General features: G+C 38.3%; 20 protein-coding genes and 1 CRISPR repeat array. Of the genes, 18 read left to right on the plus strand and 2 right to left on the minus strand.

The features are described 5' to 3' along the window. The first annotated feature begins 200 nt into the window (after positions 1–200). The 3 genes from IPU53_RS05875 (at position 201) to IPU53_RS05885 (ending at position 2,964) form a co-directional block, all read left to right on the plus strand. A complete protein-coding gene (locus IPU53_RS05875) occupies positions 201–1,985 on the plus strand; it encodes an ABC transporter ATP-binding protein (RefSeq protein WP_207448836.1) in 1,785 nt (594 codons plus the stop codon). 110 nt (positions 1,986–2,095) lie between these two features. Further along, positions 2,096–2,239 carry a paeninodin family lasso peptide gene (locus IPU53_RS05880; protein WP_207448838.1) on the plus strand — a complete coding sequence of 48 codons (144 nt, stop codon included), beginning with the start codon at positions 2,096–2,098 and terminating at the stop codon, positions 2,237–2,239. 104 nt (positions 2,240–2,343) lie between these two features. Further along, positions 2,344–2,964 carry a hypothetical protein gene (locus IPU53_RS05885; protein WP_207448839.1) on the plus strand — a complete coding sequence of 207 codons (621 nt, stop codon included), beginning with the start codon at positions 2,344–2,346 and terminating at the stop codon, positions 2,962–2,964. A 9-nt stretch (positions 2,965–2,973) separates the two neighbouring features. On the opposite strand, the gene IPU53_RS05890 is transcribed toward IPU53_RS05885, so the two are convergent. After that, on the minus strand, positions 2,974–3,492 hold the full coding sequence (locus tag IPU53_RS05890; RefSeq protein WP_207448841.1) for a hypothetical protein: 519 nt from the start codon (positions 3,490–3,492) through the stop codon (positions 2,974–2,976). 336 nt (positions 3,493–3,828) lie between these two features. Between IPU53_RS05890 and IPU53_RS05895 the strand changes: the two genes are divergently transcribed. From IPU53_RS05895 to IPU53_RS05940, 10 genes are all read left to right on the plus strand, one after another. Continuing rightward, positions 3,829–4,545 carry a metallophosphoesterase family protein gene (locus IPU53_RS05895; RefSeq protein ID WP_207448843.1) on the plus strand — a complete coding sequence of 239 codons (717 nt, stop codon included), beginning with the start codon at positions 3,829–3,831 and terminating at the stop codon, positions 4,543–4,545. A 25-nt stretch (positions 4,546–4,570) separates the two neighbouring features. Continuing rightward, positions 4,571–6,157: a D-alanyl-D-alanine carboxypeptidase/D-alanyl-D-alanine endopeptidase gene (gene dacB, locus IPU53_RS05900; RefSeq protein WP_207448845.1), complete on the plus strand. Its 1,587-nt coding sequence runs from the start codon at positions 4,571–4,573 to the stop codon at positions 6,155–6,157. Between the two features lie 183 nt (positions 6,158–6,340). Beyond that, positions 6,341–6,793 carry a MarR family winged helix-turn-helix transcriptional regulator gene (locus IPU53_RS05905; protein WP_207448848.1) on the plus strand — a complete coding sequence of 151 codons (453 nt, stop codon included), beginning with the start codon at positions 6,341–6,343 and terminating at the stop codon, positions 6,791–6,793. A gap of 22 nt (positions 6,794–6,815) precedes the next feature. Then, positions 6,816–8,651 (plus strand): ATP-dependent zinc metalloprotease FtsH, encoded by a 1,836-nt coding sequence (gene ftsH, locus IPU53_RS05910; protein ID WP_207448851.1) that lies wholly within the window; start codon positions 6,816–6,818, stop codon positions 8,649–8,651. Positions 8,652–9,342: 691 nt separating this feature from the next. Further along, entirely contained in the window at positions 9,343–9,552 is a 210-nt protein-coding gene (locus tag IPU53_RS05915) for a YdbC family protein (RefSeq protein WP_207448853.1), read from the plus strand. A gap of 73 nt (positions 9,553–9,625) precedes the next feature. Next, positions 9,626–11,002: a 23S rRNA (uracil(1939)-C(5))-methyltransferase RlmD gene (gene rlmD / locus IPU53_RS05920; RefSeq protein ID WP_207448855.1), complete on the plus strand. Its 1,377-nt coding sequence runs from the start codon at positions 9,626–9,628 to the stop codon at positions 11,000–11,002. Between the two features lie 251 nt (positions 11,003–11,253). Next, entirely contained in the window at positions 11,254–11,835 is a 582-nt protein-coding gene (locus tag IPU53_RS05925; RefSeq protein ID WP_207448857.1) for a GNAT family N-acetyltransferase, read from the plus strand. Positions 11,836–12,050: 215 nt separating this feature from the next. After that, positions 12,051–14,114: a sigma-70 family RNA polymerase sigma factor gene (locus IPU53_RS05930; protein ID WP_207448859.1), complete on the plus strand. Its 2,064-nt coding sequence runs from the start codon at positions 12,051–12,053 to the stop codon at positions 14,112–14,114. 232 nt (positions 14,115–14,346) lie between these two features. Further along, positions 14,347–15,597, plus strand: a complete 1,251-nt coding sequence (locus tag IPU53_RS05935) for a YeeE/YedE family protein (protein WP_207448861.1) — start codon at positions 14,347–14,349, stop codon at positions 15,595–15,597. A 387-nt stretch (positions 15,598–15,984) separates the two neighbouring features. Continuing rightward, positions 15,985–16,365 (plus strand): hypothetical protein, encoded by a 381-nt coding sequence (locus IPU53_RS05940; RefSeq protein WP_207448863.1) that lies wholly within the window; start codon positions 15,985–15,987, stop codon positions 16,363–16,365. 259 nt (positions 16,366–16,624) lie between these two features. Here IPU53_RS05940 and IPU53_RS05945 read toward each other — a convergent pair whose 3' ends face one another. Continuing rightward, a complete protein-coding gene (locus IPU53_RS05945; RefSeq protein ID WP_207448865.1) occupies positions 16,625–17,440 on the minus strand; it encodes a ZIP family metal transporter in 816 nt (271 codons plus the stop codon). Positions 17,441–17,909: 469 nt separating this feature from the next. Here IPU53_RS05945 and IPU53_RS05950 point away from each other — a divergent pair, with 469 nt between their 5' ends. The 5 genes from IPU53_RS05950 (at position 17,910) to IPU53_RS05970 (ending at position 22,465) form a co-directional block, all read left to right on the plus strand. Continuing rightward, positions 17,910–18,944, plus strand: a complete 1,035-nt coding sequence (locus IPU53_RS05950; RefSeq protein WP_207448867.1) for a DnaA ATPase domain-containing protein — start codon at positions 17,910–17,912, stop codon at positions 18,942–18,944. 66 nt (positions 18,945–19,010) lie between these two features. Further along, positions 19,011–19,940: a glutaminase A gene (gene glsA / locus IPU53_RS05955; RefSeq protein WP_207449150.1), complete on the plus strand. Its 930-nt coding sequence runs from the start codon at positions 19,011–19,013 to the stop codon at positions 19,938–19,940. Positions 19,941–20,053: 113 nt separating this feature from the next. Next, positions 20,054–20,263 (plus strand): DUF6429 family protein, encoded by a 210-nt coding sequence (locus IPU53_RS05960; RefSeq protein ID WP_207448869.1) that lies wholly within the window; start codon positions 20,054–20,056, stop codon positions 20,261–20,263. A gap of 257 nt (positions 20,264–20,520) precedes the next feature. After that, positions 20,521–20,658: a hypothetical protein gene (locus IPU53_RS05965; RefSeq protein ID WP_207448871.1), complete on the plus strand. Its 138-nt coding sequence runs from the start codon at positions 20,521–20,523 to the stop codon at positions 20,656–20,658. 223 nt (positions 20,659–20,881) lie between these two features. Beyond that, on the plus strand, positions 20,882–22,465 hold the full coding sequence (locus IPU53_RS05970; protein WP_207448873.1) for a PTS sugar transporter: 1,584 nt from the start codon (positions 20,882–20,884) through the stop codon (positions 22,463–22,465). A 319-nt stretch (positions 22,466–22,784) separates the two neighbouring features. Next, a CRISPR array of direct repeats spans positions 22,785–23,482; the repeat unit is 32 nt; unit sequence GTCGCACTCTTCATGAGTGCGTGGATTGAAAT. Positions 23,483–23,843 lie beyond the last annotated feature (361 nt).

The following is a 23,843-nucleotide window of genomic DNA, read 5'->3' on the forward strand; positions in this document are numbered from 1 at the left end:
GAATGTAACGGCTTGTGCAAAGTAGAAAAATTCACTAAATAACTGTTGACTACTGCAGCGGGAGGGGATATAGTAATGATATAGTGTTCACTATTAAGAACAAAAAATAAGAGATATGGTATTTATATAGAAAAAAAATAGGTTAATGTTCTTTATATGGAATTTTTGATAGGAAATAAGAAGGGAGGAAAGAAGTATATATGAGCGATCTATTGTATTTTTTAAAGCAAATTCATCTGTTTTCAGGAAAGATTCTCTATATAAATTTAATTGCGATGTCTGTCATTGGATTATTGGATGGTATTGGCATCTTATTACTTATTCCCATGATTCGCTTGAGTGGCCTGATCGAACTTGATATAGGGGACTCTTCCATTGGAAATTTATTTCAGTTTTTTCAAAATGACTCGATTATTATCGGTTTACCACTTATTTTAGGAATCTATCTATTCATTGTGATTGTACATAATTTAATAGAGAAACAAATTATGATTCGAAATGCGATTATTCAAAATCGATTTCTCCGCCATATGCGAATCCAGACATACACAGCTGTAATCCAATCGAATTGGAATTTTTTTATTCAAAAGAGAAAATCAGATCTCGTGAATCTTTTGCTGACAGAAGTTACTCGTACGAGTGGAGGCACATATGCCTTTTTACAATTTATGGCTTCCCTGATTTTTACGATCGTTCAAATCATTCTTGCTTTTTTCTTATCTGCAAAAATTACGACCTTTGTTTTATTATCAGGGGTTCTGATTGTTTTTTTGAATCGAAAGTTTCTCAAAAGATCCATGGCATTAGGACAGAAAAATTATGAGCTTGGGAAAACCTTTCTTGCTGGGATGACGGACCAAATCAATGGTATTAAAGATATTAAAAGTAATACATTGGAGAAATCTCGATTGCAATGGTTTTTATCTGTAACCAAACAAATGGAGCAAGAACAGGTAGAATATACGAAATTAAGAATGACCTCTCAGCAATATTATAAAATTGCTGCGGCCGTATTTATGGTCTTGTTTCTCTTTTTCACTGTGCAAATGTTCCACTCCCAGGTTGGTCAGTTAATGCTTATTATCATTATCTTTTCGCGACTATGGCCAAGGGTAGCAGGTATTCAATCATCTTTAGAACAAATTGCAAAAACGATACCATCCTTTAAGGCAGTAAAATCCTTACAGTTGGAGTGTTTACAATCCGTAGAATGTGTAGAAGGGGAAAGGGGAACTCCTCTTAGATTAGAAAAGGGAATTGAGCTAAAGGGGATTGACTTTCGCTATAACCAAGCGTGCTTTGCCTTAAAAAATATTTCTCTGTTTCTTCCTGCCAAACAGATGACTGCTTTTGTAGGAAAATCAGGTGCAGGGAAAAGCACTTTAATTGACATCGTTATGGGACTTAATCAACCAGAACGGGGTGAATTTTTTATAGATGACAAACCCTTAATGACTGAAAATATATCGTCGCTGCGGCAAATGATTGGCTATGTGCCGCAAGATCCATTTTTGTTTAATACGAGCATTCGTGAAAATTTACAAATGGTTATGCCTGAGGCAAGTGAGCGGGAGATTTGGCAGGCATTAGAATTTGCCTCTGCTGCTGCATTTGTACAAAAACTACCGGAAGGCTTAGATACGTTAATAGGAGATCGAGGGATTAAGCTTTCGGGTGGGGAAAGGCAACGGATTGTGTTGGCGCGAGCGATTTTAAAGAAACCTTCTATCCTTGTGTTAGATGAGGCGACAAGTGCCCTTGATACTGAAAGTGAAAGGGAAATTCAAGTAGCTTTAGAAAAATTGCAGGGGAAAATGACGATTCTGGTGATTGCCCATCGACTTTCCACCATCCGGAACGCGGATCAAGTTATTGTCCTAGAACATGGAGAAATGATTCAACAAGGTGGGTTCAGACAACTATCACAAGAAAAAAACAATGTGTTTCACAAACTATTAGTAGGACAGATGGAGGTTATTTCATAGTGTGAGGTTTTCCAGAAAAAGCATTTAAGGGGGTGAGTCATTTCAAATATTAGGATTTCCCATAGAGAGCTAGTAATAGTCCTATATAAGAAAAAGAAAGGGTGAAAAGAATGAAGAAAACATGGCAGAAACCAGATCTAGAAATTCTAGATGTAAGCATGACGATGAAGTGGCATAATCCTCCAGAAGGCGGAGGGAAAGATCCTGATCCGGGTGATCCAACAGATCCATCGACTCCAGGTCTTGATAGTTAAATAGCACAGGAAAATATATACTCCCATACACTTATCTATCAATAGCTTAGTATAGGGAAAGAGTATGGGAGGCTTATTTTAAAAAAATAAAGTAGGTGAAATGAATGTTTGAGATCGTCAAAACCGCCCGTCAGCAAAGACGATTTGCTGAGACATGGGAATATTTTTGTGCATTATATGGCTGGTATAATGACCCCTATGCTAAAAATGGCATCCGTTATAATTTATTAAATCCCAACAAAAGGAAAATTGTTATTGGGACAGTCGAATTTATACCATATGATCCGAAAAACCCTAATAGCACTGTGGAAGGACGATGGGCATTTTCACAATACGCAGATATTCGTGACGATCAAGAGCGTGTATGGGAGATTGACAAGCTTTGTCTACATAAGGATTATCAACGGAAAGGATATTTTAAGCATTTTTGGCCCGTGTTTTATCATCATATGAGTCAACATCAGCCCAAATATTATATTGGGTTAATGGAAAAACGCTTTTTTCGCATGATGCGTATTTGCTTTGGATTAGCCGTGGAACAAAGGGGAAAATCATTGCCTGGCAAAAGTACAGAACTTGTTCCTGTTATTTTTGATATTGAGCAAATTATGCAGAATCAGGAAGCCGTAAATCGATTTTTTGGAATGTCTCCCTATAAGTCTCCCCGTCTCAATCGAATCTTTCTTATCCTACAACCCGTATTAAAAAAAATCGCCCGTCGCTAAGGTGAATGTTCAATTGGAATTGGATGATTCATCTTTCTTCTTTTCATGTAACTCATATAAAATTTCGATGAGTAACACAATCATCGTAGCTCCCGTTGCAATTGCAAAGTTGTTTAGTTGATTTAAACCGATGAAGAGGCCAATAGTATAAGCTGCAAAAATCCGTATGCACAGTAGCAGTATATAATAGAAGGGATTTTTGCCGACTATATGCTTCACTATTATTTCGATTAAACTATCAAGTGAGAACCAATAGATAATGAAGGAAATTACAAGTATAATCAGCTGTTTTGTGCTTATTTGTAGTGAAAATAGCATATTAACAGCACTTGTTGAGCTGAGCAAAACAAAGAGAACAAGTGCAATTACGGCTGTAGGTGCTAATGCAAGTAAGCATGCTACGAACAGGAGGCCAAATCCATTCAGCTTTTTCTCTCTATCCTCTTTTTTATTTTCTTTATAAACAATTGTATAGATCAGCAAAAATGAAATGCTGAATACAATCATCAGTAATACTAATATTTTCAAAAAAACACATCCAGTGTATCGAGAGTTTCATCCTCCGTATGTTACCCGTTTTAACACTTTGTTGGACCCACTTCCGCATGCAAATAATATCAGAGCCGCAAGGATGAACTTTACAATTATTTTCATAGATGGAATGCAATAAAATTGGCCAGCCAATTCACACCATAATAACGATGTCGATCACCACAAGAAGTCCATGACACTCCTTTTGTCTTTATTAATACATACGATTTATATGAGGAAAAGTTCCATCCAGTAGGAACCAAGTGTTTCGTAATTGAATCATCGGATTAAATAGGATAAGCTTTTTAAAAAGATACAGGAGGGGATGTTGAAATGAAAGTCGCGTTTCTTTCCGATATACATGGGAATGCAACCGCTCTAGAAGCCGTGATAGAGGATATAAAGGATAAAAGAGTAGACCAAATTTTTGTATTAGGAGATATATGCTTTCGTGGACCAGAGCCAAAGCGCTCGCTGGAACTTGTTCAATCACTCGGATGTGATGTGATTAAGGGCAATGCCGATGAATGGGTTGTGAGAGGAGTCCAAGAAGGGGAAGTTCCTAGTCAAGCTTTGGAAATCATGCAACAAGAACGGGAATGGACGCATGCTCAACTGGGTGAAGCAGATGTGGCTTATTTACAGAATTTACCAACTGAGATTAACACAACGTTAAAAGGCATAAATATCCATGCTTTTCATGCAACACCGAATAGTTTGTTTGACGTTGTGCCAGCCTTTGCAAGTAATGAGCAATTACAGGATCGTTTAATGATCCAGGAAGCTGATGTCTATCTTTATGGTCATATCCATACAGCTTATATTCGCTTTATTAATGGAAAAACAGTTGTGAATTTAGGGAGTGTGGGCTTACCATTTGATGGAGTCAATAAAGCATCCTATTGTCTCATCGATTTGGAAGATGGGCGTGCGCAATCGTCGATAGTACGAGTGAATTATAATATTGATGAAACCATTCATAAATTGCAGCAATCGGATTATCCTAATAAAGATTTTCTTATAAATATTTGGAGTAGTGGCAGAGTTTAATTGACTGGAACAGGGGGACAAGCAGTTGACGCAAAAAAGCTATGTGAACAAAATCAAATTTGTTATCTTTATTGCTTTGTTTAGCTTGCCCCTTGTTATTATGACAAGCCAATTGCTTCCTATCCAAGCTCAAACCACAGTGGTTGGGAAGTTACCGCTGTTAAGAACGATCATCTTAGAAAAGGAATATGTTTATCCTGCGTTTAGTCAACAACAAATAGAGCCTGTTTACGAATCCACCTCCTTAGCCGAAAAAATCAATTCGATTTTACAAAAACCGCTACTTAATGGAGTCGTGACAGGTGTTAGTGTGCGAAAAGCAGAGGACGGGGAATTGATCTATTCCCATCATGGAGATACACAATTGCGTCCAGCATCTAATCTAAAATTACTGACCGCCGCAGTAGCGATGGAAGTGTTGGGACCAGAGTATCGTTTTTCTACAGAACTTTTAACAGATGGGAAAATAAAAAAAGGTGTACTGCAAGGGAACTTGTATATGAAGGGGAAAGGCGATCCAACCCTTTTGCAAAAGGACCTAGATACATTGGCTCTCCTATTAAAGAAAAAGGGGATTAAAAAAATTCAAGGCGATATGATTGGGGACGACAGCTGGTATGATAATGCCCGCTACTCCCAAGATTTAATCTGGTCTGATGAACAACAGTTCTATGGTGGGCAAATTTCTGCCCTTACGATTTCCCCTGATGAGGATTATGATGCAGGCAGTATACTACTGGATATACAGCCTGGGAAAAAGTCAGGATCTCCTGTCATAATTAAAATGAAGTCGAAGACAAACTATGTAAAGATTGTGAACAAGGCAAAAACAGCCGAAAATGCAAAGCCTGATAAGCTGTCGGTTGAAAGAGAACATGGCAGCAATCGAATTATTATTCAAGGAGAAGTCTCACTTGAAACAGACCATACAAGAGTAAAGATTGCGCTTTGGGAACCGACTGATTTTGCTGTCGATTTAATGGGGGGAGCTTTGAAAAAGAATGGCATCACTTGGAATGGAGAAGCGAAGACAGGAGTCACACCAGAGTCTGCCACTGTTTTAGTGACGATCAAATCGATGCCATTGAAAGAGTTACTCATCCCCTTTATGAAACTGAGCAATAATATTCATGCTGAAACATTGGTAAAAGAAATGGGGAAAGTGATCCATGATGATGGAAGTTGGCCGAGTGGACTGGATGTTATGAAGGTAACGCTTGCTGACTTCGGATTGAATCAAAAGCATATTTTAATACGGGACGGCTCCGGGATTTCTGACAAAAATCTAATCCCGCCAAATGAATTAACAAAATTACTGTTTGAAGTCCAGAAAAAAAGCTGGTATCCTGCTTTTGAACAAGCACAACCTGTTGCAGGTGAACCAGATCGGATGATCGGAGGAACTTTGCGCTCCCGTATGACTGCGGAAGACTTAAAAGGCAAGGTAAAAGCGAAGACAGGTACTCTCACGGGGGTAAGCACCCTTTCTGGTTATGTAACAAATGCAAACGGGGAAAAGCTAATTTTTTCCATTATGATGAATAATTACATACAAGGATCGATGAGGAAAATACAGGATGAAATCTGTCAGGTGCTGATAGAGGATGGTTAGTGCAATCTAGACGCTACCGCTACTTATCCATAGCCGGAAAATTGTCTATAATATTATGTCCGTTTTTCAAACATATTTGAAGAGCGGGCTTTTTGTATTATACAATTATATTGAAATTACCTTATAAATAATATAAAATATAATATATATAGTTTATATATATTGTGAGTAGGTGGGACTTTAATGGATATGGATGAGTTTAAACAATGTCTGTGGAATTATTCACGGGAAATAAACGAAAATACAAATAGAATTTTTAATCCGATCATTGAACAATTTGGCTTGACAACACTTCAGTTTCGCATCCTTATGGGGATTCGCCAGAGTGGTTCCCACACTATCGGAAGTTTGGCGAATGAAATCAAAATGGCTGGCACCAATATCTCAACAATGTGTAAAAAGTTGGAAAAAATGGCGCTATTAGAGCGTATTAGAAAACCTGAGGATGAACGAGTTGTCTTGGTTATCCTTACTCAAAAAGGACAAGATATTGTCTCAGAAATTGATCAGATTATTATTAAAAAAATAACTTTATATACAAAAGCAGAATCTGAGCAAACTATGCATGAGATTATTATTGGCTTAAAACAATTAAATAAGCTATTGCAAAAGATGGGGCAAACTGAAAAGTATTAATCAGAATGAGGAGTAAACATTTATGAAAATACAAAAAAATCCAAAGAAACCACTCATCTATTATATTTTAATCTCCGTGATGGTGGTATTAGTCCTAAATGCTTTTGTCTTTCCTTCTCTTATTCAGCAAAAAGTATCAGAAGTGGATTATGGGACCTTCTTAAACCAAATTGAACAAGGGAATATTAGTACAGTTGAAATCCAAGATAACCAAATTGGTTATACCACTGTAGATGGAAGTGGCAGGGAAAAGGTCTATGTGACTGGAAGAATGGATGACCCAGAGCTCGTAAATCGCCTTTATGACGCAAATGTAGAGTTTACAAAGGTTGCCCCTAAGGAAGTCTCTCCGTTTTTGAAGTTTATCATAGCCTGGATTTTACCATTAGTCATTTTTATTGCAGTCGGACAATTTCTTATGCGTAAATTGTCTGGAAAAATGGGTGGCGGCGGAAATGCAATGACTTTTGGAAAAAGCAAAGCAAAGGTCTATGTAGAAGCACAAACTGGCAAAACATTTGCAGATGTAGCAGGACAAGAGGAAGCGAAGGAAGCTTTACAAGAAATTGTCGATTTTCTTCATAATCCTAAAAGATACCAAGAAATTGGCGCCATTATCCCTAAAGGCGCGTTACTAGTAGGACCTCCTGGTACAGGAAAAACCTTATTAGCCAAGGCTGTAGCTGGAGAATCAAAAGTTCCGTTTTTCTCAATTTCCGGTTCAGAGTTTGTAGAAATGTTTGTTGGGATGGGAGCTGCAAGAGTAAGAGACCTATTTAAACAAGCTCAAGAAAAGGCGCCTTGTATTGTGTTTATTGATGAAATCGACACAATCGGAAAAAGCAGGACCTCAGGTGGACCGAGCGGAAATGATGAAAGAGAGCAAACTCTGAATCAGCTATTAACTGAGATGGATGGCTTTGATGCTGACAAAGGAGTCGTCATCTTGGCAGCAACAAACAGACCGGAAACATTAGATAAAGCATTGCTGCGGCCTGGAAGATTTGACCGGCGTGTACCTGTCGAATTACCTGATCTTTTAGGCAGGGAAGAAGTTTTAAAAGTCCATGCACACAAAGTGAAAATGGCGGAAGATGTTGACTTTAATGCAATTGCAAGAGCGACATCAGGAGCCTCTGGTGCTGACTTAGCCAATATGGTAAATGAAGGCGCGCTTCGTGCAGTGAAAATGGACCGAAAAGAAGTGAACCAAAGTGATCTAGAGGAATCGGTTGAAGTGGTATTAGCTGGATATCAAAGGAAAAATTCCGTTATTTCCATGAAGGATAAATTAACGATTTCTTACCATGAAATTGGTCATGCACTTGTAGCTGCAAAACAAAGTCATTCTGCTCCTGTTCATAAGATCACGATTATCCCAAGGACATCTGGTGCTTTAGGGTATACGATGCAAGTAGAAGAAGGTGAGAAGGTCCTTATGAGCAAGGAAGAGGCCTTGGATAAAATTACTACCTTTATGGGCGGACGTGCGGCAGAAGAAGTTATTTTTAATCGAGTCACTTCAGGAGCCTCCAATGATATTGAACAAGCGACAAAAATTGCGCGGTCAATGGTAACGCGATTTGGAATGAGTGAAGAATTTGATATGATGGCCCTCGAAACTGTCAATAATCCTTATCTAGGTGGAGACACATCACTCTTAGTTTCATCCGAAACAGCTGCCAAAATTGATAAAGAAGTTTTAAATATCATCAAAAGCTGCCATCAAAAGGCCATTCAAATTCTGGAAGACAATAAGCCAAAACTACATGAACTGACGAAGTATTTATTAGAAAGAGAAACGATTACCGGTGAAGAGTTTATGACCATCCTAGAAACAAAAGAATCAAATCTATAAGCAAAGAAGATCCAACTGGCCGTTGGATCTTCTTTTCGGCATGGGAAATGGGAAAGACATTGCCGTGACGCCGTCCCTATTTTTGAGGAAGTAGATGCAAAGGGGAAGGGCGAGAGGGTTGGTCGTTCCCGTTTTGGAGAAAGTAGAGGAAAAAGGGAAGGGCGAGAAGGTTGGCCGTCCCCGTTTTGGCGAAAGTAGAAGAAAAAGGGAAGGGCGAGAGGGTTTGCCGTCCCCGTTTTGGAGAAAGTAGAAGAAAAGGGGAAGGGCGAGAGGGTTTGCCGTTCCCGTTTTGGCGAAAGTAGAAGAAAAGGGGAAGGGCGAGAGGGTTTGCCGTCCCCGTTTTGGAGAAAGTAGGAGAAAAGGGGAAGGACGAGAGGGTTTGCCGTCCCCGTTTTGGCGAAAGTAGGAGAAAAGGGGAAGAGCGAGAGGGTTTGCCGTCCCCGTTTTGGCGAAAGTAGAGGAAAAAGGGAAGGGCGAGAAGGTTGGCCGTTCCCGTTTTGGAGAAAGTAGAAGAAAAAGGGAAGGGCGAGAGGGTTTGCCGTTCCCGTTTTGGCGAAAGTAGGAGAAAAAGGGAAGGGCAAGTAAGTGTCACCCTCCATGGAAGAAGCTGAAGTATCGTAGTTATGTAAGGAAGTCATTCTGTGGTAATATCTAACTAATGCAACCAGTGAAATGAAGGGAGAAATGAGAAATGGCCGAGATTAAATTTGAAATAACTGAGCAAATTGCCGTTCTTTCAGAATCACCAAAGGGTTGGACAAAGGAGCTAAATTTAATTAGTTGGAACGGACGAGAACCGAAATACGATATTCGTGATTGGGCTCCTAACTATGAAAAAATGGGAAAAGGTGTCACATTAACGGAGGAAGAACTTGAAAAGATAAAAGCTGCATTAAAATAGGATAAGGTCTCTAAAATATATTATTCGGGGAATGTGTAGAGACAACGAAGACAACTTGAAAAGGACGACAATAATGGGGAAAGTACAATTACCAGTTCAAAAAAATCAAATCATCGATGTGACCTTTGAGGATCTAACCCATGATGGCAATGGTGTAGCAAAAGTGGAAGGATATCCACTTTTTATCGCCAATGGGCTGCCAGGCGAAAAGGCAAAAGTGAAGGTAACTAAGCTGAATAAAGGCTACGGTTTTGCAAAAGTTATTGATATTTATGAAAAAAGTCGCTATCGAGTGATTCCTGAATGCCCGATTTATGAGGAATGTGGAGGTTGCCAGCTTCAGCATTTAAGCTATGAAGGACAATTAATTGCCAAGGAAAAGCAAGTTCGTGATGTGATGCAGCGGATTGGAAAAATAGAAGATGTTCCCATCCACCCAGTTCTAGGAATGGAGAATCCTTGGCGCTATCGAAATAAATCGCAAGTCCCGATCGGTGAACGAGAAGGCGGCTTAATTGGTGGATTTTATCGACAACGAACCCATGACATTATTGATATGAAGGAATGTTTGATTCAGGTCGAGGAAAATGATCTTGTTTTGAAAAAAGTAAAAGAGATATGTGGAAAGTATGGAATCAAGCCTTATGAAGAAAAAACACATAAAGGTTTGCTTCGCCATGTGATGGCACGCTATGGAAAAGTTTTTGGTGAAACGATGATTGTTTTGATCACAAGAACAGCCGAATTGCCGAATCGGAAAAAGCTTGTCGCAGAATTGGTAGAAACTATTCCAAATCTCAAATCAATCGTGCAAAACGTCAATTCAAAACGAACGAACGTCATTTTCGGAAATGAGACAAAGGTTTTATGGGGAAGGGAAACAATCACAGACTATATCGGGAATATCCAATTCGCAATTTCAGCTCGCTCTTTTTACCAAGTAAATCCAGAGCAAACGGAGGTCCTCTATGATCAAGCCCTTCAGTATGCAGAATTAACAGGCGAAGAGACTGTAATTGATGCCTATTGCGGAATTGGTACCATTTCGTTATTTTTAGCCCAAAAGGCAAAAAAAGTATACGGAGTCGAGATCGTTCCAGAAGCCATTGAAGACGCCAAGAGAAATGCTCAACTTAATCGATTGGAAAATGTAGAATTTGCTGTTGGGGAAGCAGAAACAGTTATCCCAAACTGGTACAAGCAAGGAATCGAAGCCGATGTTCTAGTTGTGGATCCGCCTCGCAAAGGCTGTGATCAAGCACTGCTGGATACGATTATTCAAATGAATCCGAAGAAGGTTGTGTATGTCTCTTGCAATCCTGCCACCTTAGCCCGAGATTTACGCATTCTGGAGGATGGCGGGTATAAAGCAATTGAAGTGCAGCCAGTGGATATGTTTTCGATGACTGCACATGTGGAGTCCGTTGCAAAGCTGGAATTAAGAAAATAAACTCTCCGATTTCTGTCTATTTCATAATAAAAATCTCAGAACAATATTTTTCTGAGATTTTTACTATATTACGTACCATAATGGCGGACGGTCGATGAATCAGAAAGCCCCAATCATGTGAGCTGAAAGTTTGGTAAATGACGCCTCCATTCGTGAATGAAAGTTGAGTTTTTGTGGATACTAGAACATACATTTTATACTTTTATTGAACGATTATTAGAACGAGGAATTAAATAATAAGGAGACGTTTTATGAGTTGGTATAATAAATTAAACGACTACTTTCCTGCAGAGGAAATGAAATCAAAAAAGCATATGGATAAATTATTAAGTGAAAAAGGGGATATTTATTATAAGGATGAGGGTCCATATCATGTGATGATGTACGCAGAGTTCGATTCATTTATTTTTATTGATTATATATGGGTATCCTCGAAATCTAGAGGGCAAGGAATTGGGCATACATTAATTGAAAAAATGAAAAAGAAAAATAAGCCCATTTTATTAGAGGTGGAGCCGATTGATTACGATGATTCTGATACGGAAAAAAGATTGCGTTTTTATAATCGTGAGGGATTTATTCATGCCCAATCGATTGGCTATCAAGCCCGTTCTTTAGTGACGGATGAACCGTTCGCTTTAGAAATTTTATATTGGTCACCAAATAAAAACGAGACAGAAGAAGATATTTTTAAACAAGTTCAAATGATGTATGAAACTATTCATTCTTATAAAGCGAAAGAAATTTACGGAAAGCCTGAACAAAAGGTGGAAGAAGTGCTAACATTTGATGAACAACGTGGCGGCGATCTAATGGAGAAGAAAGAGAGTTAAGCGAAAATCTTTCGAAAAAGGTTAAACATTGAATTTTTTGATGCTATCATATAGGTATAAACGATTTAGAGTTAGGTGTACAACAGGAGAAAAGATATATATCCGGCACCTAGCTCTTTAAAGATTTTGATTGAACCATACTCCCACTCCCTTCAAAAAGAAGGATAGAATCATAAAAAATAAATATAACTATAAAGGAAGGGGGAAACACATGTATGATCCAAGCAAAAATAGATCCCACCTCAATCACTAGGATAAAAGAAAAAGACGTGGAATCCATCTTTGATTGGTTTGAGCAGCATCAACGATTGTTCTATACACTTGGTCGGTGCTATCATAGACATCGGCAGCAATTGGAAGAGGGTTTTTACCGGTCGATTATAAAAGTACATAAGGAATTACCTCGTTTTAACGGGGAAACATCATTCGAAATGTGGGTAACATCAATTTTCATACATATATGCAGGGAACTTTCTGATAATAGTAGTTTACAAGTTTCTGAGGAAGGGGAATCGAGTCAGGATTTATTTAGAGCACTCGATCGGTTGAAAGCGGATGAGAAAGAAGCGGTGGTCCTTACATATGTAAAAGGAATCCCGCGGGAGGAATTGGCACATCTTCTCCACACATCAGTTGAAAAGGTGAAAGAGCCTTTGTTTTCCGGAATACAGTCACTTCGAAAAGAAATGGGGTTTGGCTTATCCTTTAATGGCTGTAAGGAGTATCATAAGTATTACATCGATTACTTGGAAAGAGACCTGGATCGGCCTAAAAAGATTGAGTTCGAGATGCATCTTTATCATTGTCAAAATTGTCAAGAGGATTTGGGGACCTTTCAGGATGTCCTGGTAAGTCTTGCTGGAAAAATTGAGGATTTCCATATGCCGGCTGGTTTCATGGAGAACGTCAAAGATAGGTTGAAAGCAAAGGAGAAGCACAGACAAAAGAAGAGCAAGAAGCGCAAAAAAATGGTGCTTATTTTTGCAAGCGTTTGCGCATTGTTAATAGCTATAGAAGTGTTTACAGGGTCATTTACGAACCTATACTATACATGGACAGAAGAAGACGAGCAATTACGCACCTTTCTACAACAGGGACTGGGTAAAAGGTTGAACCTGGAAGCGGAAAGCAATGGGGTGAAAATTAAGATTAAAAGTGTGATTGCTGATGATATTCAAACACTTGTTTTTTATGAAATAGAAGATACAGCTAGAGACAACCAATATATAATGAATGATAGTGGGGGCTTTTATGTGGAGAATGAACATGAAATCATGAGTCGTAAAGCATACCCTAGGTACTATCCCCCTGACCTTACATCGGATATAAATAATAAAGAAAAGAACGTGTATCAAGGAAAGATTAGTCTACTGCCACTAACAAAGGATGAAGGAACCGTTAAGCTTAAAATCAAAACACTTCAGAGATTGATTCGTGATTCCTCTGACCAGAATAATATTACAGTTTACGAGCATGGGGCACCTGAAACAGGAGAGTGGAACTTTGAGATTCCTGTAACAAAACAGCCCTCTATTGAATATGAATTGGATCAAGAAACAGAAGTTGAAGGGATACCGATTCGATTTGATAAATTAATGATTGCTCCAACAGCGACGATTTTGAATTCTTCTATTCATAACGAACTGCCAGTGAAGCGGATAGAATTTCTGAATCTTGATCATATAACAATAAATAATAAAATGTTGAAAACGGATCCATATAGCAGTTATCTTCTTTCATTTCAAAAAAATAATGGGTTTACTTTTCAAACATCCTTTGCTCCATTTTTTGGAGAAAAACCAAAAGATATTAATGTGCAATTCCAATCTATTCAATTAACAGTTGAAGACCATAAAATGATCGAACTGGATGATACTAAAGAATATCCTCAGACCTTTGAATATGCAGGCAGTACAATCTCAATTGACAATGTTGAAGTGGGCGATCCTACCGAAGTCGTCATAAGCAATCACGAAATTGAGAACCGGGGATATGAGTGGATTCAATTCAATATTATGGATAAGGATGAAAAAGAAATTAATTCAATGGAGATGAATGCTGAAGGTGTACTAGTTGATATAAATGGTATCGAATATGATATGGATAAGGATCCTGTCCCATATGAAGAAATCGAGCAGCCTCGTTATTTCTTTACCGTTCAAACCTTAAAGTTACACAGTAACAGTGCTGATAAGAATGTGATTCCTAAAAAGCTTGAAATTTATGAATATAGTACAACAAAATATTTGGATAAGAATGTGGAGATTTCGTTGGAGTAATATTTATCGCTTACATAATGTGGGAAGATGAATAGATAAGAAATACGGAAAATGAAAAACAATCTATCATGCAATGAAATAGTTGCTTATTTCATTGCATGTAGGAAGAAGTAGGCAATCATATTAGGAAGTGCCAATTTTTAAATTTGCCATTTACATTCCTCCCAAAATGTATTATAATGTTTTTAATTATTAAAGTTGAGTAAATTTATAGGAATTAGAGGGGATTAGAATGGCACAAGTTGCGAGAACCTTACATGTACGAAATCTTGAGCAACCAACTACGATCGTGACGAAGCTTAATCCTATTCAAAAGCCGTTTGTATGGATTGGGGCGATTGCGGCTGCTATATTATTTGTAATGATCTTGGTTACTTCAGGTTCCATACAGGCGATTTTATATTTATTGGGTATTGCTTTAGGTGTAACGTTGCTACATGCACGCTTTGGGTTTACATCTGCATTCAGACGATTGGTATCGGTTGGGAATGTGCAAGGAATACAGGCCCACATGATTATGTTAGCTGTTGCGACAACGCTATTTGCCATTATATTGGGTACTGGCTTCAGTTTTACAGGAACAACGCCATCAGCATCTGTTGCTCCGGTGGGTATCAGTATTCTTGTTGGTTCATTTGTATTCGGTATTGGCATGCAAATGGGAAATGGCTGTGCGTCCGGTACACTGTATAATTTAGGGGGCGGTAAATCCTCGATGATTTTAACCTTACTTGCATTCATTGTAGGGTCTGTCATAGGTGCTTATCATCTTGGATTTTGGTTGGATCTGCCATCACTTCCGCCAATTTCTTTAGCAGAATCAACAGGTTTCGGTTATTTTGGTGGATGGATTGTGCAGCTGCTTATTTTCTTTGGCATCTATGGTGTGACTGTAAAAATTGCTAAAAAGAAAAAACCCCCACAAATGAAGCCACTCGCTACAACAAATGGTTTCAAGAAAATATGGCGAGGAGCATGGCCATTAGTGACGGCTGGTGTTGTGCTTGCTGTCCTCAATGCACTGGTACTGTCAGTGAGAGGTACACCTTGGGGCGTTACATCAGCTTTTGTACTTTGGGGATCTAAATTTCTACAATTTTTTGGAATGGATGTAGCAAGCTGGTCGTATTGGCAAGGAAATGCACAAGCATTACAACAAACAGTGTTGGCAGATTCTACAAGTGTATTGAACTTTGGTATTATCCTTGGTGCGTTTATTGCTGCTGCGTTTCAAGGTAATTTCAAACCGGGAAAAATTAAGCCAGGTGTAGCTGCTTCATCGATTATTGGTGGGCTTCTAATGGGTTATGGTGCTAGACTTGCATTTGGCTGTAATATTGGTGCATATTTTAGTGGAATTGCTTCATTTAGTTTACATGGATGGGTCTGGATGGTCATGGCACTTGCTGGCTCTTTCTTCGGCCTATATTGCAGGAAAATCTTTGGTTTGAGTAATCCAAGTAAGAATGATTCTTTCTGTTGATTAAATTTTGCTTCTTTTTAAATCATGCGACAGTGCTCTGATTAGAGCACTGTCGTATTTTTTAGAAGATAAGAAAGTATAAAGTTTTTCTTAAGATTGCTTCAAGGCTGGTCAGTTGTTGTCCAGCTCTAGCGCCTAGCCCCTCGAGGTCAAATAACCCTGATCTATGAAGGGAAAAAGCCCCTTCCTAGGTTCAGGAACATTTGCTTGTCGGGGCTGATCAAGGCGCTTGCGCTTTTCTTATTTGAAGAAAACAACAGAAGCTTTGAATGTTGAATAGTGTTAGAAAATAAATAACATTCTTGTAAAATCATTCAGATTGACATGCGATCATGCTTATCTTTAAAATACCGATGATAGTAAAAATAGATGAAATGGAGTTTGAAAATGAAGAAATTAATAATAATGCTAAGTATGTTGTTGCTATTGACTGCATGTGCTAATAATACTAATGAATCTACAACGGAGCAAAAACAAGCCGTAAGTACAGAAACAGAAGAAAATCAAACAGTTTCCGATGCAGAAGAGGCAAAAGAAGACTCTAAAGAAGAGTTAACTAGCTTTTTAGAGTATGACACATTAGTAGTTGAAATTAATATCAAAGATCTGAAGGCTGATGTTAAAACAGATAATGCGAATAAGCGGGTCATAATTTTTAAGGACGAGAGCGGAGAAAAGAAATATAAAAGCATATATATCAAAAAGGAAGAACGATTAAAAATAATTAGTTTAGACGACGAAGGACAGATTTATAATGAAATTATTTAACAATGAAGTTTCGCTTTATCTTCAATTCAGCTTGGTGACAGAGAAATAAGGCAACCGCAATAGTGTTGAATTTTGTAGTATAATGGATTGGGAAATTTTCAAAATTAAAAATGCATAATGGGAAGAAATGTCATTCGGAAGGTTCGGGTATTTTTAACGCCCGAACCTTGCTTTCACACAGATTCCTCAAATTATTCGTCCGCTATTAGTCTTCAATGAGATCTAATTGTTATGCTAATCCCAAAAATCTCAGTTTTATTTATCCCAACGCCACATCCAGAATCATCATTAAAACGAATCCAACCATTAAACTTATTGAAGCCAAATCTTTATTTCCTTTTTCTTGTGAACTTGGAATTACTTCTTCAGCTACAACAAAAATCATGGCCCCAGCCGCAAAGCTCAGAGCGTAGGGCAATATAGGTTCAATAAATGCGACAGCGATTGCACCGAAAATCGCAGCAATTGGCTCGACCATACCTGAAAATTGCCCATAGAAGAAGCTTTTCCTTCGAGACATTCCCTCTCCTCTTAAGGGCATGGAAACCGCAACACCTTCGGGAAAATTCTGAATACCAATTCCAACTGCTAGCGTCAAGGCACCTGCTAGGGACGCCTCTGTTCCTCCATTTGCAAGGGCACCAAAAGCAATTCCGACTGCTAAGCCTTCAGGGATATTATGTAGTGTGATGGCGAGTACTAATAATGTACTTCTTTTTCTTTGTTTTGGATAATATCCTTCCGCTTTTCCAATGGGGGTATTTGGGTGTAGATGGGGTAAAATTTTATCAATTCCCCATAGAAAAACTCCACCTAATAAAAACCCCGATGCTGCTGGAAACCAACTCCCAATTGCATGGTCATCTGACATTTCGATAGCTGGTGCTAGTAAGGACCAATAACTAGCCGCAATCATCACACCACCAGCAAAGCCTAACATACTATCCAATAGGCGTTGGTTTAAAGTTTTTGTGGCAAAAACGACACTAGCACCAAGAGCCGTCATTCCCCATGTAAATAAAGTAGCGATCAACGCTTGCGTAATGGGATCAAAATTTTGAAAAAACTCAACCATATGAGACGAACTCCTCTAAAAATAATGGTAAAAATCAAGTGGAGTTGACTTACACAAGCAGGCCCTGAAAGCTTGCTAGCCACTGGCTGCTGAACCTAATAACATCAACACTCAGTTTTAAATCAATTCCAAGGGAATTTCATACTTTCTCATCTTTTTGAAATTCCTCCCTCTGCTATATTGACAAGGATTCATAAGCCAATTGCAAGGCAGAGGAGGTGCATCCATAATAGATACATTCAAGTTTATCATATGCAAAATGGAATTGCATGCACCGCCTTTTCAGATCTTTCTTTAGTTGGAAATTTATAGTTGATGAAGGCATTTTAAGTTTCATTTTTTTAGAGGATAATATCTTTATTTGTCGAATAGACACATATAGAATAAAAATAGCAGAGCCATTTTATTACCAAATGACCGAAAGAATAGGACTGATTGCCTTGCTAAAAATGAAGAGGGAGTGATTTTCATGAAAGTGGAAGATGGTCTTTGGGATCGTATTCTAAGTTCAATTAGTAAGCAAATAAATGAAGTATCCTTTGAAACATGGTTTAAACATACAGGAGCATTTCGAGATGGAAATAAATGGATCATTACAACGAATAATGATTTTGCACAACTTTGGCTTGAAGAAAATTATCGCTCAATTATTGAAGATACGATCGAAAACATTACGAACGAAAAAACCGAACTTACTTTTGAAAATAATGAAAAACCTCAACCTCCTTTTGCAAATACTAAAAATAAGGTTTTGGACATTTGGCTCCAAATTGCCCCCTTGAATATGGCAGAAAAAAGGAAACTTTATGGTTTACTCAAAAACCATTTGTTTGACGAAACCACCTCAGTAGACGACATTGACCTTATCTCAAATATCAATCCCTCTTTCACCTTTGAAAATTTCACAATAGATTCCAGTAATCAATTCACAGTTGCGGCGGCCGAAGCTGTAATCAGCGATCTGGGAAAAGCATATAATCCACTGTTTATCTACGGTCCAACGGGATCGGGAAAAACACATCTATTGCATGCAATCGGCAATAAGATATTAGAAAACAAGAAAAATGCTAAGATTATTTGTTTCAATTCTACACAATTCACGAATGCCTTTATGGATAGTATTACAAGAAATAAGCATAAGGAATTTAAGGGTCAAATTCATCAAGCAGATGTTTTGTTGTTGGATGATGCCGATCTATTAGCTGGAAAAGACCAATCACAGGAAGAATTCTTTCATCTTTTTAATAATTTTTATGAAGAATCAAAACAGATTATTATGACTTCTACACGATCCCCAAAAGAAATTCCTGCTATATCAGAGCGATTGACAAGCAGGTTTGAATGGGGATTAGTTACGAGTATCGATAAAGTGAAAGCACAACAAGCAGAGAGATCAGCCGATGTTGATCCAAGTATATCTGATATATTGAGGCGGGTTAGACATCTAGAATTAGAAATGGAAAAATTAAGTAGTCTTATTGAATCGTCAATCGATACGGTTTGAGTAACATCTGATTATATTTTGAGTGATATTTCCGTCAGTAGTCCATACTATATATGGGTGATGATGATGCCATGTCAATCGAATGATGAATTATTCGAATTAGTAAGAGAAGCTAAAAAATATACAAAGGACGGTAAAGTGGCGGATTATATTCCTGCTCTAGGAAAAGCTAATCCGCACGATTTATCGATTGCGATTCAATATCCAGATGGACAATGTACATCTGCCGGTGATATTGAACGAAAAATATCCCTTCAAAGTATATCAAAGGTCATTAGCTTGGCCTTAGTTTTAATGGATAGAGGAACAGATTATGTGTTTGAACGTGTTGGGATGGAACCGACGGGGGATCCATTCAATTCTATTGCCAAGCTAGAAAATTTAACGCCTGCAAAACCATTGAATCCAATGATTAATGCGGGAGCACTTGTTGTTACAAGTATGATAAAAGGAAGCAGTATGGAGGAGCGATTTGACAGGCTTTTATTGTTAGTAAGAGAAATGGCCAATGATCCGATCCTTGATTATTGCGAGGAAGTAGCAAAATCCGAATTTGAAACCGCCTTTTTAAATAGGGCGCTTTGTTATTTTTTAAAACAACATCAGATGATTCAGGAAGATGTTGATGTGTTAATGGATTTATATACGAAACAATGTGCGATTGAAATGAACTGTTTAGAACTAGCACGCATTGGCATGATATTTGCGATGGATGGGGTAGACCCCGATAGCGGTAAGCAAATTATCCCCACCGATATTGCTCGTATCTGTAAAACGTTCATGGTGACTTGTGGAATGTATAATGCCTCTGGTGAATTTGCGATAAAAATTGGTATACCGGCAAAAAGCGGTGTGTCTGGAGGAATTATGGGGGCCGTTCCGGGGAAATTCGGCATTGGCATTTTCGGTCCTGCCTTAGATGAGAAAGGGAATAGTATAGCGGGAATCAAATTATTGGAGTTACTTTCTAAACGGTATGAGTTGAGTATGTTTTAATTTTTATTTCAAATAAAAGACAAAGACACCATTGAAAAAGGGAGCAATATGATAAAATTTTTGCTTTTTTTTAAAAGCCAAGCTTAACATGAGTATTAAAAGAGGGTTGAAAAATGGAGGGAAAGATTAAAGAGCTTACTTTGTTATTGCTATACTTAACATCATGGAAAGAGGACGAACTGCCTCAGGAAATGAGCAGAAGCTGGAAAGGCTATCCATTTGATATTTTAAATGAACTTACTGATGAGGATTTAATCCGTGGGAGTATTCGCTCTAAATCTGTTTATTTAACAAGTTACGGATTAAAGAGGCCGAAGAATTAATGAAAAAGCACTTTGGTGCAAGTTAATGGGAATGCCCAAAAAAGAACGCCGAATGAAAGCGAAGGAATGGATTGAAAGATTTGATGGAGATCATATCGTAAAGGCTATTCAAAAAGTTCCGGGCTCAATTTGAAAAACGCCATGAATGAACTTAAACGATTAGGCGTGAAGATTACTCCTGAAGAAAAACAAAAAGTGGAACGATGGGTTGAACAAAAAAAGGAAAAAAGCATGAGACGAAAAGAAAAAAGGAAAACATGGAATTCATGATGGAATATGATTCAGATGAAACATTTGCCTTTATTGCAGGATATACAAGTGGTGGTGCTCCTTTTGGAATTACTCATGAGGAGATGGAGGAAATAGAAAGAAGGGAAAGTTTGGAAAAGGGATGAAGAGGGTGCAATTCATTTTAAAGAATAGAGTTTCCTAATTGTAAAGACGATTTTTTCTATTTGTCTAAAATAGGTTTTCTCTCTACTAAGGAATAAACGAAAATCTTTACTTTTCATTTTCACCTTTCAGGTTTATACTTTACGTATACTTTTTTACTTTAATATGCTAACAAGGTAGTAAATAAACGTACAGATTTTTATTTTTAGAGAGGGGAAAGCACCCGTGAAAAATATAGCGATTTTAGGGAGTAGTGGAGGAAACTTATACAATTTAGGTGGGAAGGATCCCGAGAAGCTTCTATCGGAAATATTCATTCAGTGTGATTCGGCTGGTATTCATATAAGAGCAATCCAATTTATTGGAGCCGAGGTTTCGATGGATGCAGCGAAGAAACACTCAAAAGCCGGCCTATATACCCTTCAAGCAACAAAACCAACTAAAATATTCGAAGGGACCCTGAAAGAGGTAAATGACAAGGCCGCTTCAATCGATAGTGGGATTGCCAAAGACATTCGAAATGGAAAAATTGATGGGTTGATTACGATGAGTATTGATCCTGAAGGGAGCAATAAGGAGGCGATTTTAGCCGCTGCCGAAAAAAGGATTCCTGTTGTTGGGACGGGTGGTACGTCGATGGCTATCACGGCATCAAAAGGGGCAAATGTAATCTCAACATCTGGTACAACGGGAACAACAAGTCGCACAAGGGCGGTCTCTTTTGTATCTTCTTTAAGTAAATTTTGGGGAAACAAATACCAACCGGTCATCGGGGGCCCTTTAGAGGAAAAGTCGGGGAATCCATTCAAAAGAATCAATATTAGAGGGATTATGATGGCTTCTTTGCCAGCCTTTATCGCATTAGCACTGATTCTTGCATTAAGTAAAATTCCTGGATTGTCAGGCTTAGGCGAAATTTTTGATCTACTATTGCAAGCATTGCCTGTTGTGATTGCGGCAATTGCAGCAAAGCAAGTTTCTGATTTGGATGAAGTGTCCATCGTTGCGGGGATTATTGCCGGAGTATTATCGATTGATGGAGGCATTATCGGTGGAATGATTGGTGGAATTGGAGCGGGATTACTCGTACAATTCTTATTTCTTAAATGTGTGCAATGGCGCTTTCCAATGACGACCGTTAATATTGTTGCAGGGGGATTTTCTGGAATATTATCAGGACTACTTGTATTCTATTTAATCGGACCATTAGCCTTAATGCTCGGCGATTACATAAAATTCATGATTGAACAGGCTGTAGCCTTTAGTTCCATTCTTGCTGGTGCAGTAGCAGGATTATTAATTTGGCCGGCGATCCTTGGCGGAATCTATCATGCTGCGATTTTACCCATCGTATTACTTGAAATGGAAAAGAGCGGAAATAGCTTCTTAGGTGCTGTCGATATGGTTTCATTAGTCATTGTTGCTGCAGGGATTAACCTTGCGAACATTATCGCTCCCCGTGATAAGGGAGAGGCTGCCATCGCAGCTCCTGGCTTTATGATCAATCTAGGTTTCGGAACTTTCGTAGAGTCTGCCTATCCTTTTATGTTTTCCAATAAACTCGTTTTTGGTGGAGCTCTATTTTCTGCCGGAATTGGCGGAGCACTAGTTGGCCTCTTTAATGTAAGAGGAACAGCTTATCTCCCTTCCTTTGTTGCCCCATTTGCATCTGATAATGTGGTAGGCTTTATCATTTCCATGCTCGTCACTTTTTCTTGTTCGTTACTGATTACCCTGTTTGCGAATAAAGTGGTGAGGAGAAAGAAGCAGGAGATTGTAGACAATAGTGGGATTGTTGAGGTAGAGTAAGAGTGTGTTAGATTGATCATTTTTTAGTGAAAAGTTAAAGAGATTGGCTACTGCCCCAATTGAAAAAGTTTATGTTTTAGTATGCTAATGTAGAAAGGTATAGTATTAGATAAAAAGGATTGAGCAAAAAGAACTCAATTTTGATAGACCAGTGCGAACCCCAAGTGCACATGAATATCCCGGGAGACTCGCACCAGATTTTTTCACTTTTTTATTCTTTTTATCACTTTTGCCGTAAAGTTTTCTCTAAAACTTTATAAAATAAGTATATTTTGGGTAAAAAACTCATTTTAAGAGCTATATTTTGCCTAAAATCGCAGTCGCACTCTTCATGAGTGCGTGGATTGAAATGCCTTTGAAAGATAAAATATATTTTGTCCTAGTGTCGCACTCTTCATGAGTGCGTGGATTGAAATTGATATTCACAGCAGATACAAAAATCGGCTAGATGTCGCACTCTTCATGAGTGCGTGGATTGAAATATCTTTGATCTGCTCAACTAAAGGCTTGGCGGTTAAGTCGCACTCTTCATGAGTGCGTGGATTGAAATCTCTGTTTTGTATTCAAGTAGCATGACCGTTGACGTCGCACTCTTCATGAGTGCGTGGATTGAAATCTCTTAATCTAGTAACATATTCAATACCAAAAGGTGTCGCACTCTTCATGAGTGCGTGGATTGAAATCATGCAAGTTATGGATAGAATCTTATACAACATTGTCGCACTCTTCATGAGTGCGTGGATTGAAATTTTTAGACCTAACTCTTCATTGAGAAAAATCCAAAAGTCGCACTCTTCATGAGTGCGTGGATTGAAATTCGTAAAATCTCAATCTCTTACTTTGACTGTATTGTCGCACTCTTCATGAGTGCGTGGATTGAAATCCCTACACTCATGGTTCTCACCTCCCTAAAACAAGTGTCGCACTCTTCATGAGTGCGTGGATTGAAATAGCTATAGGGATTTCAGGTCTTTCAGTCAATGAAGTCGCACTCTTCATGAGTGTGTGGATTGAAATTATGTGTCCGCAGCATCGAAAAGATATTTTAGATGTCGCACTCTTCATGAGTGCGACGGATTGAAATAAAGCTAACGGCTCATTTAGACCAGTATGCATCGTTGTACCTCCTTTCTTAGGGAAATAGCCTGAAATAATCGATGATCCCTCGGACATGCGTCGAATCTTCCCTTCCCTAATAAAAATACATAAGCTTTTACTTTCTCGCGAGTATGCAAATTGAAAAAAATTCCGTTCCCACATTTCTGTAAAAAGTTTGAAATTAATCCTGAGAGAAACTAGCTTGCTAGCTAGTAACTTAGGATCTATTTGTTTTGTTTTTATAATCGAGTTAATTTCATAATTACGGATTAAAAGATAA

The sequence above is a fragment of the Bacillus sp. SD088 genome, from assembly GCF_017355205.1.
Classification (GTDB): Bacteria; Bacillota; Bacilli; order Bacillales; family Bacillaceae_C; genus Lederbergia.

Coding starts and splice junctions, on each gene's coding strand:
- IPU53_RS05875 (WP_207448836.1), top strand. CDS start 201: ATGAGCGATCTATTGTATTTTTTAAAGCAAATTCATCTGTTTTCAGGA.
- IPU53_RS05880 (WP_207448838.1), top strand. CDS start 2,096: ATGAAGAAAACATGGCAGAAACCAGATCTAGAAATTCTAGATGTAAGC.
- IPU53_RS05885 (WP_207448839.1), top strand. CDS start 2,344: ATGTTTGAGATCGTCAAAACCGCCCGTCAGCAAAGACGATTTGCTGAG.
- IPU53_RS05895 (WP_207448843.1), top strand. CDS start 3,829: ATGAAAGTCGCGTTTCTTTCCGATATACATGGGAATGCAACCGCTCTA.
- IPU53_RS05905 (WP_207448848.1), top strand. CDS start 6,341: ATGGATATGGATGAGTTTAAACAATGTCTGTGGAATTATTCACGGGAA.
- ftsH (WP_207448851.1), top strand. CDS start 6,816: ATGAAAATACAAAAAAATCCAAAGAAACCACTCATCTATTATATTTTA.
- IPU53_RS05915 (WP_207448853.1), top strand. CDS start 9,343: ATGGCCGAGATTAAATTTGAAATAACTGAGCAAATTGCCGTTCTTTCA.
- rlmD (WP_207448855.1), top strand. CDS start 9,626: ATGGGGAAAGTACAATTACCAGTTCAAAAAAATCAAATCATCGATGTG.
- IPU53_RS05925 (WP_207448857.1), top strand. CDS start 11,254: ATGAGTTGGTATAATAAATTAAACGACTACTTTCCTGCAGAGGAAATG.
- IPU53_RS05930 (WP_207448859.1), top strand. CDS start 12,051: ATGATCCAAGCAAAAATAGATCCCACCTCAATCACTAGGATAAAAGAA.
- IPU53_RS05935 (WP_207448861.1), top strand. CDS start 14,347: ATGGCACAAGTTGCGAGAACCTTACATGTACGAAATCTTGAGCAACCA.
- IPU53_RS05940 (WP_207448863.1), top strand. CDS start 15,985: ATGAAGAAATTAATAATAATGCTAAGTATGTTGTTGCTATTGACTGCA.
- IPU53_RS05945 (WP_207448865.1), bottom strand. CDS start 17,440: ATGGTTGAGTTTTTTCAAAATTTTGATCCCATTACGCAAGCGTTGATC.
- IPU53_RS05950 (WP_207448867.1), top strand. CDS start 17,910: ATGAAAGTGGAAGATGGTCTTTGGGATCGTATTCTAAGTTCAATTAGT.
- glsA (WP_207449150.1), top strand. CDS start 19,011: ATGCCATGTCAATCGAATGATGAATTATTCGAATTAGTAAGAGAAGCT.
- IPU53_RS05960 (WP_207448869.1), top strand. CDS start 20,054: ATGGAGGGAAAGATTAAAGAGCTTACTTTGTTATTGCTATACTTAACA.
- IPU53_RS05965 (WP_207448871.1), top strand. CDS start 20,521: ATGGAATTCATGATGGAATATGATTCAGATGAAACATTTGCCTTTATT.